Annotated in this window: 6 protein-coding genes and 2 pseudogenes; 4 read left to right on the top strand and 4 right to left on the bottom strand. The window is 59.8% G+C overall.

Annotated features, from left to right (window positions below):
• Positions 1-93: 93 nt before the first annotated feature.
• Positions 94-1,539 (top strand): mannose-1-phosphate guanylyltransferase/mannose-6-phosphate isomerase, encoded by a 1,446-nt coding sequence (locus AC0V2S_RS03585; RefSeq protein WP_475508523.1) that lies wholly within the window; start codon positions 94-96, stop codon positions 1,537-1,539.
• 837 nt (positions 1,540-2,376) lie between these two features.
• On the opposite strand, the gene AC0V2S_RS03580 is transcribed toward AC0V2S_RS03585, so the two are convergent.
• The 4 genes and pseudogenes from AC0V2S_RS03580 to AC0V2S_RS03565 all read right to left on the bottom strand — a co-directional run.
• Positions 2,377-4,095, bottom strand: a complete 1,719-nt coding sequence (locus tag AC0V2S_RS03580; RefSeq protein ID WP_475508522.1) for an ABC transporter ATP-binding protein/permease — start codon at positions 4,093-4,095, stop codon at positions 2,377-2,379.
• A 117-nt stretch (positions 4,096-4,212) separates the two neighbouring features.
• Positions 4,213-4,773 carry a response regulator transcription factor gene (locus AC0V2S_RS03575; protein ID WP_271196862.1) on the bottom strand — a complete coding sequence of 187 codons (561 nt, stop codon included), beginning with the start codon at positions 4,771-4,773 and terminating at the stop codon, positions 4,213-4,215.
• Between the two features lie 13 nt (positions 4,774-4,786).
• Positions 4,787-6,046, bottom strand: coding sequence for an ATP-binding protein (locus tag AC0V2S_RS03570; protein ID WP_475508521.1), 1,260 nt, complete (start codon positions 6,044-6,046; stop codon positions 4,787-4,789).
• A gap of 203 nt (positions 6,047-6,249) precedes the next feature.
• A pseudogene (locus tag AC0V2S_RS03565) lies at positions 6,250-7,416 on the bottom strand (IS3 family transposase); the annotation flags it as partial.
• Between the two features lie 196 nt (positions 7,417-7,612).
• Between AC0V2S_RS03565 and AC0V2S_RS03560 the strand changes: the two are divergent.
• From AC0V2S_RS03560 to AC0V2S_RS03550, 3 genes and pseudogenes are all read left to right on the top strand, one after another.
• Positions 7,613-8,326 (top strand): SIMPL domain-containing protein, encoded by a 714-nt coding sequence (locus AC0V2S_RS03560; RefSeq protein WP_475508520.1) that lies wholly within the window; start codon positions 7,613-7,615, stop codon positions 8,324-8,326.
• 326 nt (positions 8,327-8,652) lie between these two features.
• Entirely contained in the window at positions 8,653-10,254 is a 1,602-nt protein-coding gene (locus tag AC0V2S_RS03555; RefSeq protein WP_475508519.1) for an ABC transporter substrate-binding protein, read from the top strand.
• A gap of 55 nt (positions 10,255-10,309) precedes the next feature.
• Positions 10,310-11,937: pseudogene (locus AC0V2S_RS03550) on the top strand (ABC transporter substrate-binding protein).
• Positions 11,938-12,047 lie beyond the last annotated feature (110 nt).

The following is a 12,047-nucleotide window of genomic DNA, read 5'->3' as shown; positions in this document are numbered from 1 at the left end:
TGGCTGTAGCCAATGAGCAGTCCTGGTCTGGTTTTAACGCCGGCAGGCCGACGCGCAGCAGACCGCACGGACCCCACATGTAAGGAGATACCCATGATTCCAATTATCTTGTCTGGTGGCAGCGGCTCGCGCCTGTGGCCTTTGTCGCGCAAACAGTTTCCCAAACAGTTCCTCGCCCTGACCGGTGAGCACACCATGTTCCAGCAAACCCTGGAGCGCCTGGTGTTCGAGGGCATGCAGCCGCCGGTGATCGTGTGCAACAAAGACCACCGCTTTATCGTGCAAGAACAACTCACCGCCCTGAACCTGGCCAGCCAGGCCGTGCTGATGGAACCCTTCGGCCGCAACACCGCACCCGCCGTGGCGATTGCCGCCATGAAACTGCTCAACGAAGGCCGCGACGAGCTGCTGCTGGTGATGCCCGCCGACCACGTGATCGACGACCAGAAAGCCTTCCAACGCGCCCTGGCCATTGCCACCATCGCCGCAGAAGGCGGTGACCTGGTGCTGTTCGGCGTGCCGGCCACCAAGCCGGAAACTGGTTACGGCTATATCAAATCCAGCCAGGACGGCGAACTGCCCGAAGGCGTCAGCCGCGTCGACCAATTTGTGGAAAAACCAGACGCGCAACGCGCCGCCGAATTCGTCAAATCCGGCAACTACTTCTGGAACAGCGGCATGTTCCTGTTCCGCGCCAGCCGCTTCCTCGACGAGCTGAAACGCCACGACCCGGACATCTACGACACCTGCCTGCTGGCGCTTGAGCGCAGCACCGTCGATGGCGAAACCATCGACATCGACGCTGCCACGTTCGAATGCTGCCCAGACAATTCCATCGACTACGCCGTAATGGAAAAAACCACCCGCGCCTGCGTGGTGCCACTGAGCGCCGGCTGGAGCGACGTGGGTTGCTGGAGTTCGCTGTGGGACGTGCACGAGAAAGACGACGATGGCAACGTGACCAAGGGCGACGTGGTGGTGCGCGACAGCCACAACTGCCTGGTGCACGGCAACGGCAAGCTGGTGTCGGTGATTGGTCTGGAGAACATTGTGGTGGTGGAAACCAAAGACGCCATGATGATCGCCCACAAAGACCGGGTGCAGGAGGTGAAGCAACTGGTTAATACGCTGAACGAAGCGGGGCGTAGCGAAACCCAGAACCACTGTGAGGTATACCGGCCTTGGGGGTCGTATGACTCCGTCGATATGGGCGGGCGTTTTCAGGTGAAACACATCTCCGTGAAGCCGGGGGCGCAGTTGTCGCTACAGATGCACCATCACCGGGCTGAGCACTGGATTGTGGTGTCGGGCACTGCTGAAGTGACCTGTGATGAGAACGTGTTTTTGCTGACGGAGAACCAGTCGACATATATCCCGATTGCGTCCGTGCACCGCTTGGCTAACCCGGGGAAGATTCCGCTGGAGATTATTGAAGTGCAGTCGGGGAGTTACTTGGGTGAAGACGATATTGAGCGGTATGAGGATATTTATGGGCGTAATGAAGAGCATGGGGTGCAGGTGAAGACTGTGGTGCGGTGAGGTCTGAAAGCATCGAGGCTTTAGCCTCGATGCTTTTAGCGATTGTTTGACGGTCGTTGTTCTTCTTCCATTACCGCGTGTGCTGGGCGTTTTTGTTTCGCGCCTTACGCGCGACTTACTTTTAGCATTGCCGGATTGCCGGACCACCTAAAAGTAAGCAAAAGGTCTAGCCCCCACCTGGGGTTTTCACTGCGTGAAAACTTCCCTCGCTCCGTCGTCGCTCCAGGGGCCGGGCTGAGGGCCATCCATGGCCCCATCCCTCTCCGCGGCTCCCGGCCGCTACGACCCCTTACGCAACGACTCCGCTCGGCCTGGCGCTAAAGGGGCGGGCAAATCACAAGCCAGATCAAAAGCTCCTCTCCCGCAAGCGGGCGAGGGGTGACGTTTGGTTTTGCTTTTCGTAGGAGCCAGCTTGCTGGCGAACCTTGCAAACACAATTCGCGAACACCTTTTCCAGGGTTCGCGACCAAGGTCGCTCCTACGAAAAACGGCCCCCTCTCCCGTTTGCGGGAGAGGGTTGGGGTGAGGGGCCGTTGATTTTGCTTTTGATTTTGATCTGCCCGCCCCTTTAGCGCAGGCCGAGCGGAGTCGCTGTGGAAGGGGTTGAGCGGCAGGAGCCGCGAAAGGCAAAGACGGGCCATGGATGGCCGCGTTTTGCCGGCCCCTGGAGCGGCGACGGAGCGAGGGAATCCGGAGCGCAGCGGAGGACCAAGGTGGGGGCGAGACTTTTTGGTTTCTTTTGTGTCGACTGACAAAAGAAACTCGCGCGTAAGGCGCGAAACAAAACGTCCCGCAAGCGCGGTAACGAAAACCACCACCGCCCCAAAAGCCAACGAATCAGGCCTCCACAAGCCCCTGATCCACCAACCGCAATTGCCGCGAATGAAACTGCTGCAAACTCGACCGATGCCCAATGCTGACGAGACTACTCCCCGGCAACTTCTCGGTAAGCAACCGATAAACCGCCGTCTCATTCACCTCATCCATAGCGGATGTAGCCTCATCCAGAAACAACCACCGCGGCTCCACCAACAGCGCACGAGCAATCGCCACCCGCTGCTGCTCACCCGGCGACAAAACCCGCTCCCAGTGATCCTCATCATCCAACCGCGCCGACAAGTGACCGAGGTTGCAAGCCTGCAACACCTCCTCCAACCGCTCTGAAGAGTAAGCATCCACCGCCTGCGGATAACTCAACGCCGCCCGCAAACTGCCAATCGGCAGATAGGGTTTTTGCGGCAAAAACAGACTGCTGTCCGGCAAATTCAACGCGCCACTGCCAAACGGCCACAACCCACTCAACGCCCGCAACAAGGTGCTCTTGCCGCTGCCCGACGCGCCGCTAAGCAACACATGCTCACCGGGTGCGATGGTCAGATCAGAAGGGTTCAACAACACCCGGCCATCGGCCAGGCTCAACTGCACCTGGTTCAAGTTCACCTGCCCGGCATCGCGAGTACGGCTGATGGCCGGGTTGGCATCCAGATGATCCCCTTCGGCCAACGCCTGACGAAAACTCAGAATCCGGTCACAGGTCGCGCGCCACGCCGCGAGGCTCGCGTAAGCGTCGATAAACCAGCTCATGCTCTCCTGCACGTTGCCGAACGCCGAGTTGATTTGCATAAGGTCGCCCAGCTGAATCTTGCCGGCGAAGTAGCGCGGAGCCGCGACGATCATGGGGAAGATAATGGCGATCTGGCCGTAACCGGAGCTGAAGAAGGTCAGGCGTTTTTGCACCTTCATCAGTTCCCAGAAGTTGCCCCACACCTTGTTAAAGCGGCCCATCAGGCGTTGTTGTTCGTTGTTCTCGCCGTTGTAGAGGGCAATGCTCTCGGCGTTTTCACGAATACGCACCAGACCAAAACGCAGGTCGGCTTCGTAGCGCTGCTGGTTGTTGTTGAGCACGATCAAACGCCGCGCCACCAGGTGCACCAACCAACTGCCGACCAGGGCATAGAGCAGCGCGGCCCAGAACATATAGCCGGGCACCTCGACGCCAAAAATTTCCATGCTGCCGGACACGCCCCAGAGAATCACCGAGAACGACACCAGGCTCACCACGTTGCGAATCAGCCCCAGGCCCAGACTCAGGGTGCTGTCGGTGAAGCTGTTGAGGTCTTCGGCCAGACGTTGGTCCGGGTTATCGGTGTAGCCGGCTTGTTCCAGGCGGTAGTAGTTCTTGTGCGCGAGCCAGGCCGAAAAGTGTTGTTCGGTAAGCCAGCGCCGCCAGCGGATGGTGAGCATCTGGGTGAGATAGAGCTTGTACACGGCGATGGCAATTGCCACGGCGGCAATGCCGCAGAAGTACCCAATCAATCGGGTAAACGCTTCGAGATCTTTGTTCTGCAGCGCATTGTAGAAGTCGCGGTACCAGCTGTTGAACCACACCGAAATCGCCACCCCCACCAGCGACATGGCAATCACCACAATCAGCAGCAACCAGGCCATGCCCTTCTCTTCGCTGCGCCAATACGCGCTGGCGAGCTGCCACACGCGGGAAAAGAAGTGACTGGGCAGCGCATCATTGACCGCTGAATATTCGGCGTTCTTGCTCATGAGGGGCACTCGGTACGGTTATTAAAAAAGCGCCTCTGAGGGCGCTTTAATGGGTTAAAGACGGTGGTCGATTAAGACAGTTTCCAGCCACCTTGGATAGCCCGCCGAACGGGGAGTTCAGCGCCGTACCGGGCGTTTTTGCAATTTGCGCTGCAGGGTGCGCCGGTGCATGCCCAAGGCCCGTGCGGTGGCGGAAATATTGCCGTCGTGTTCGCCCAGTACGCGCTGGATATGCTCCCACTGCAGGCGGTCGACCGACATCGGGTTTTCCGGCACCAGCGTCGACAGGTCGGCGTGTTCGGACACCAGAGCGGTCAGCACGTCATCGGCGTCAGCCGGTTTGCACAGGTAGTTGCAGGCGCCGCGTTTGATCGCTTCAACAGCGGTTGCGATGCTGGAGTAGCCGGTGAGAATCACCACGCGCATTTCCGCATCCAGTGCCAGCAGCTTGGGCAGCAGTACCAGGCCCGAGTCGCCTTCCATTTTCAGGTCGAGCACGGCGTAGTCGGGGATGTCCTGTTCGGCCAGGGTCAGGCCTTCTTCGGCGGAACCGGCGATAGACACGCGCAACCCACGGCGGCTCATGGCACGGGCCATGACGCGGGTGAAGGTTTCGTCGTCATCCACCAGCAACAGGTGCGGTTGCTCTTCGCCTTCGATGGGGGTTTCTTCGCTCATTGGCTTCTCCGGTTCAGCTTGGCTGACGAGGCAGGCGCAGCTCGGTAAGCGTGCCGCCCTCTTCATGATTGTAGAGTTTCACCGAACCACCCGCGCGGGTAACGCTGGCCTGGCTCAAAAACAGGCCCAGGCCGAAGCCTTTGCCTTTGGTGGTGATAAAGGGTTTGCCCAGTTGCTCGGCAATGGCCAGCGGCACACCGGCACCGTGGTCGCGGATGCTGATGCACATTTCCAGCACGTTCCAGTCCACGCGAATGTCGAGCTTGTCGGCGCAGGCGTCGGCGGCGTTGTTCAGCAGGTTGAGCAGGGCCTGAGTAAGATCCGGCGGCGGGGCCAGGCGCGGGATCGAGCCGATACCGAGAATCTGATAACGGTACGTGGCTTCCGGGCGCATCAAGTGCCAGCGGTTGAGGGTGGTTTCCAGCCAGGCGGCGACCGATTGTTCTTCCACAGTCAGACGGCGGTCGGCCTCGGCGGCGCGCACCAGTTGCTGCAGGGTTTCCTTGCAGAGCTTCACTTGCTCCTGCAGCACGGCCAGGTCTTCCTGCAGCAGCGGGTCTGGGTGTTCGCGGCGCAGTTCTTTGATCAGCACGCTCATGGTGGCAAGCGGCGTACCCAGTTCGTGCGCGGCGCCAGCGGCCTGGGTGGCGACGGCGAGCAGTTGCTGATCGCGCATGCTTTCTTCGCGGCGCTCGGCTTGCAGTTGCACCTGGCGGCGCACGGCGCCGGCCATCTTCACCACGAAGAAGGTAATAAAGGCCGCCGACAACGCAAAGTTCAGCCACATGCCGAACAGGTGCAGGCTGATGAGCATGGCTTCGTGCTGCACACCGTGCAGGTGCAGAGGGTGGTACCAGATGAGCAGCGCGGTGTAGCCGGTGAGCGCCAGGCCGCTGAGCACCATGGAATACAACCACGGCAAGGTGGCGGCGGCGATAGTCAGCGGCACCAGGTAGTACGACACAAAGGGGTTGGTGGAGCCGCCGGAGTAGTAAAGCAACACGCTGTGGATAAGCAGGTCGCAGGCCAGTTGGGCGGCGTATTCCAGCTCGGTGACCGGCCACGGGCCGCGCAGGCGCAGGGCGGTGAGGGCGCAGAGGACGGCGGAGCAGATCAGGGTCAGGCACAGCGGCAGCCAGGGCAGCGGTAGCAAGTCGAGCAAGTAGGCGACGCCCACGGAACTTGCCTGGGCGGCCAGCACCAGCACGCGGATCAGGCTCAGGCGCCACAGGTTCTGGCGGCTGGCGGAAAGCAGTAGCACGGGGGCGAGCATGAGCGCTCCTGATGAGAGCTTCAAATGACGGGCGAGTATAACCACCGGTGCGACAAACAGTGCCAAGTGCGGCAACCAGCCGCAGCGTTTGATCCCGGCCTATCGCGTTGACCCCTGCCCTCTCCCCCAGCCCCTCTCCCGCGAGCGGGCGAGGGAGCCAATCGCCATTTGCCGCTAGATCTCGGTCAAGCCTGAAGTGGTCAACTAAAACTAGACACCGGTTTAGGTTTAACCAGCCAGCGCTTCGCGCGCTGCTGGTGTTTGGTATTCGTTGTAGCTGTGTGGGCGTTGATGGTTGTAGTACTCGGTGATGTAACGCAGAACATCGCGCTCGGCCAACTCCTGCGTTGTATACCCCAACGAAGGGATCCATTCTGACTTGAGGCTCCTGAAGAAACGCTCCATAGGTGCGTTATCCCAGCAGTTACCCCGCCGACTCATGCTCTGGCGAATCTGATAACTCCAAAGCAATTGGCGAAACGCCAGGCTGCTGTAATGGCTGCCCTGGTCAGAGTGAAAAAGCAGTCCTTGAGGGCATCCGCGAGCCTCAAAGGCGACGCGCAAAGCGCGTTTCGTAAGCTGCGAGTCCGCCCGATCAGAGATGGCCCAGCCGACAATTCGTCGTGCATGTAGATCCATTACAACCGCCAGATAGATCCAGCGCGCGCCAGCCCAGAGGTAAGTCACGTCGCCGCACCACACTTGGTTTGGCTTGCTGGTGGTGAACTGGCGATTCAGTTCATTGGTGGCAATAACGCTTTCACCGTCTGCTTGACGGTACTTATGGCGGCGATGTTGAGTACTGAACAAACCGGCTTCCTGCATCAAACGCCCAGCGAGAAAACGCCCAACCTTAAATCCCTCTTTGCGCAAGGCCGCCGAAAGACTCCTCGCGCCCGCAGATCGCCGGCTTTGAGCATGCAATGTCATTGCACGCTGGCGCAAAAGATCACGCTGCAACGACTCCTTTTTGCGGCTCTGACGCTCAGCATAGAGGCTGCTGCGGTTCACTTCGAACAAGCGACAAAGCAGTGCACAAGGGTATTGCTCGCCCAATGCCTCGACCAGGTGAACTAGTCGAGCGCGCCCGACATCAAGAGAGCGGTAGCCTTTTTTAGAATCTCTTTCTCCTGCTCCAAGCGGCGAACCTGCTTTTCCAGATCCTGAATGCGCCGCTGCTCAGGCGTCAGAGCCTTGCTGCGCTCAGGTGTTCGGCCGTTGCGCTCAAGCGTTAATTGTTCGACCCAACGGCGCATGGCCGTTTCTCCCACACCCATCGCCTTGCAGGCTGCCGGTACTGAGTAGCCCTGGTCCACAACCAGACCCGCTGCTTCCAGTTTGAATTCCGAACTAAACACTCTTCTGTTCATATCCACCTCTGCTGTGGGCGAATCTTAACGCCCTATCGAGGTGTCCAGAATCATTAGGCCACTTCAGCCCCCTCTCCCGCTTGCGGGAGAGGGCTGGGGAGAGGGGCCGTTGATCTTGATCCGCCCGTGACGGAACCCGCCCCCACCGCTACAGTCTGATGCGCGTAATCCTGCCTCGCGCCAACAAGGAGTTTGCATGTCTTCCCTCAGCCGTCTTACCGCTGCCATCGCCCTCAGTGCCGCCACCCTGGCCGCCCTGCCCAGCCATGCCGATGAGGCCCGCTACAACCAGGTGGCGCTGCGCGCCGAAGTGAGCCAGGACGTGGCCCACGACCTGATGAATGTCACCCTCTACACCGAGGCACAGAACAACGACCCGGCCAAGCTCGCCGCCGATACCACTGAAACCCTGAATATCGCCGTCGAGCGCGCTCGCCAGACCAAGGGCGTTACCGTGAAGCTTGGCAGCCGTAACAGCTACCCGATCTACGACAACAACGGCCAGCAGATCACCGGCTGGCGCGAGCGCGGCGAAATCCGCCTGGAAAGCGCTGACTTCGCCACCCTGTCCAAGCTCACTGCCGACCTGTTGAAAGACCTGAAAATGGGCAGCATGGACTTCGCCATCGCCAACCCGACGCGCAAGAAAGCTGAAGATGAACTGCTTAAAGAAGCGGTCGCCGCCTTCAAGGCCCGCGCCGATATCGCCACCGCTGCTGTGGGTGGCAAGAGCTACAAGTTGGTGAGCCTGAACCTCAACAGCGCCGGCTTCCAACCGATTCGCCCGATGCGCATGGATGCCATGGCGTCGATGTCGATGAGCAAATCGGCGGCGCCACAGGAAGTCGAAGCAGGTACCAGTGAAGTGACCGTGGCGGCTGATGGTGTGATTGAAGTGCAGATGCCGTAACGGCTTAACCCTCTGTAGGAGCCAGCTTGCTGGCGAACCCTGGAACGCAGTTCTCCAGGGTTACCGCGCAACGCCGTTCGCGAGCAAGCTCGCTCCTACAGTGCTCCGATCGGAAGCACTTTCCCCGCACACGTCTCCCGGTCTTTTCCCCGACTAACTAGTCACCCCGCCCACACTTACAAAAACGCGACATCCTCGGACGATCCCGTCACAGCTTCTACACTCTTTGACTTATGCACCTTGTAGTGGGCACACGCCCTGCATAGTTTCCGTCCGTCTCGGCTTAAAAGGCCGAATGCAAACAACGACAACAACTTGAGGCCACCATGCATAAGAAAGTTGCCCTTCCCTTTGTATTAGCAAGCGGATTGCTCGTCAGCGCTCCATTCGCCCACGCCGCCAGCACCCTGGTGTTTTGTTCTGAAGGCAGCCCCGCCGGCTTCGACGCCGCGCAGTACACCACCGGCACCGAGTTCGATGCCGCTGCCGAAACCATGTTCAACCGCCTCTCGCAGTTCGAGCGTGGCGGTACCGCTGTAGTACCGGGCCTGGCCACCAGCTGGGACGTGTCCGAAGACGGCCTCACCTACACCTTCCACCTGCGCGAAGGGGTGAAGTTCCACACCACCGAGTACTTCAAGCCAACGCGTAATTTCAACGCCGACGACGTGTTGTTCACCTTCGAGCGCATGCTCAACAAGGACCACCCGTTCCGTAAGGCCTACCCGACCGAGTTCCCCTATTTCACCGATATGGGCATGGACACCAACATCACCAAGGTGGAGAAGGTCGACGACAAGACCGTCAAGTTCACCCTGGCCGCCGTCGATGCCGCGTTTATCCAGAACCTGGCGATGAGCTTTGCCGACATTCAGTCCGCCGAGTACGCCGACAAGTTGTTGAAGGAAGGCAAAGCTGCCGACATCAATCAGAAACCGATCGGCACTGGCCCGTTCGTGTTCAAGCGCTATCAGAAAGACGCGCAGATCCGTTACATCGGCAACAAGGATTACTGGAAGCCTGAGGACGTGAAGATCGACAACCTGATCTTCTCCATCGTCACCGACGCGTCGGTACGTATGCAGAAGCTCAAGGCCAACGAATGCCAGATCACCCTCAACCCGCGCCCGGCTGACCTCGAGTCGCTGAAAAAAGACCCGAATCTGCTGCTGCCTGAGCAGGCTGGTTTCAACGATGGCTACATCGCCTACAACGTCACGCACAAGCCGCTGGAACAGCTGAAAGTGCGCCAGGCGCTGGATATGGCGGTGAACAAGAAAGCCATTATCGACGCGGTGTACCAGAGCGCCGGTCAGTTGGCCGTTAACGGCATGCCGCCGACCCAATGGTCTTACGACGACACCATCAAAGACCCGGCCTTCGACCCGGAAAAAGCCAAGGCTCTGCTCAAGGAAGCCGGCGTCGCTGAAGGCACCGAGTTCACCCTGTGGGCCATGCCGGTACAGCGCCCGTACAACCCCAATGCCAAGCTGATGGCTGAGATGTTGCAGTCGGACTGGGCCAAGATCGGCATCAAAGCCAAGATCGTCAGCTACGAATGGGGCGAGTACATGAAGCGCGCCAAAGGTGGCGAGCACGACATCATGTTGATTGGCTGGAGCGGCGACAACGGTGACCCGGACAACTGGCTGGGCACTCTGTACGGCTGCGATGCGGTAGACGGCAACAACTTCTCGAAGTGGTGCGACAAGGACTACGACAAGCTGATTCAGGCTGCCAAACGCACCACCGACCAAGCCAAACGCACCGAGCTGTACAAACAGGCGCAACAGATTCTCAAGGCTCAGGTGCCGATCACGCCGATTGCTCACTCGACTGTTTATCAGCCGATGCGCAAGTCGGTTAAAGACTTCAAGATCAGCCCCTTCGCGCTCAACTCGTTCTACGGCGTGAGCGTCGATAAGTAAGTAACCGACAACCGCCTGGTTCACACCAGGCGGTTTTCTTTTTTAGGGAGACGGTATGCCGGCTAGGAAAACGCGCTGTGTGCTTCGCGCTGTTCTGCTGTCCCTCAGCTTTTGCCCCTTCACGGCGTTTGCCGCCGCCCCCGAACAATCTCTGGTGGTCTGCACCGAAGCCAGCCCTGAAGGCTTCGATATCGTGCAGTACACCGCTGCCACCACCGCCGATGCATCGTCGGAAACGGTGTTTGATCGCTTGGTAAATTTCGCCCCCGGCAGCACTGAGCTGATTCCGGGGCTGGCTGAAAGCTGGGAAATTTCCGAAGACGGGCTGACCTACACCTTTCACCTGCGCCACGGGGTGAAGTTTCACCACAGCAAAGCGTTTACGCCGAGCCGAGAATTCAATGCCGAAGATGTGATCTGGAGTTTCCAGCGCCAGCTCGACCCCAAACACCCGTGGCACGCCCTGGCCAGAGCCGGCTTCCCCTATGCCGAATCGATGGGCATCGCCTCGCTGATCGCCCGAATCGAAACGCCGGACGCGCACACGGTGGTGTTTACGCTCACCCACCCGGAAGCGCCGTTTCTGGCCGACCTGGCCATGGGTTTTACCTCGATCTACAGCGCCGAATACGCCGGCCAATTGCTGGCCAGCGGCAAAACCGATCAGCTCAATCAACAGCCGATTGGCACCGGGCCGTTTGTGTTCGAGCGCTACAGCAAGGACGCCCAGGTGCGCTTTCGCGGCAATTCAGAGTACTGGGACGGCGCCCCCACACTCAAACAGCTGATTTTCGCCATCACGCCCGACCCGAACGTGCGCCTGCAACGCCTGAAGGCCAATGACTGCCAGGTGGCGGTGTACCCGCGCCCCACCGATATTCCAGAGCTGCGCAACGAGCCGAACCTGAAGGTGCTGGAACTGGATTCGCTGCTGATCGCCTACCTTGGCATCAACACCCGCCACCCCCCGTTGGACGATGTGCGCGTGCGCCAGGCGATCAATATGGCGTTCGACAAGGCCGTGTATGTGCGTGCGCAGTTTGGTGAAGGCGGTGCCAGCCCGGCCGTGGCGCCCTACCCGCCGACCTTGTGGGGCAGCGACCCAAGCCTTGCCGACTGGCCCCATGATCTGGACCGTGCCGGCAACTGCTTAAAGACGCCGGCCAGGACAAGGGCTTTGAGCTGACCATTTGGACCCGCCCCGGCGGCGGCCCGACCAACCCCAATCCCGGCATCGGCGCGCAACTGCTGCAGGACGACCTGGGCAAGCTGGGCATCAAGGCGACCATTCGTGTGTACGAATGGGGCGAGCTGCTCAAGCGCGCCAAGAATGGCGAGCACGATCTGATCTTTATGGGCTGGGCCGGTGACAACGGTGACCCGGATAATTTCCTGACGCCCAACCTGTCCTGCGCCGCCGCGCGCTCCGGGGAAAACCAGGCCGGTTGGTGCAATAGCGAGTTCGATGGGCTGATTACCCAGGCCCGTGGCATCAGCGATCAGAACCAGCGCGCCGAGCTGTATCGCCGCGCCCTGGGCATTTTTCATGAGCAGGCGCCGTGGATTCCACTGGCCCATCCCAAGCAGTTCAGCGTGATTCGTAACGATGTGCAGGGCTTTGTGCTGAGCCCCATGGGGTCGAACAATTTCGCCAAGGTGCAGCGCGTGGCGCCGCAGGATTAGCCTACAAAAATTGCAGGATGGTCATTGGGGCCGGCCGTCAGGCAACGCCTATGCTGTGTTGCATGGGCTGGCGAATACGCGAAAAATGCGCGCCCTTTTAGTCGAGGCAA

The sequence above is a fragment of the Pseudomonas sp. CC11G genome (assembly GCF_056174845.1).
Note: the sequence above shows the minus strand (reverse complement) of the source record. Positions and strands in the feature narration are given on the sequence as shown.

Coding starts and splice junctions, on each gene's coding strand:
- AC0V2S_RS03585 (WP_475508523.1), top strand. CDS start 94: ATGATTCCAATTATCTTGTCTGGTGGCAGCGGCTCGCGCCTGTGGCCT.
- AC0V2S_RS03580 (WP_475508522.1), bottom strand. CDS start 4,095: ATGAGCAAGAACGCCGAATATTCAGCGGTCAATGATGCGCTGCCCAGT.
- AC0V2S_RS03575 (WP_271196862.1), bottom strand. CDS start 4,773: ATGAGCGAAGAAACCCCCATCGAAGGCGAAGAGCAACCGCACCTGTTG.
- AC0V2S_RS03570 (WP_475508521.1), bottom strand. CDS start 6,046: ATGCTCGCCCCCGTGCTACTGCTTTCCGCCAGCCGCCAGAACCTGTGG.
- AC0V2S_RS03560 (WP_475508520.1), top strand. CDS start 7,613: ATGTCTTCCCTCAGCCGTCTTACCGCTGCCATCGCCCTCAGTGCCGCC.
- AC0V2S_RS03555 (WP_475508519.1), top strand. CDS start 8,653: ATGCATAAGAAAGTTGCCCTTCCCTTTGTATTAGCAAGCGGATTGCTC.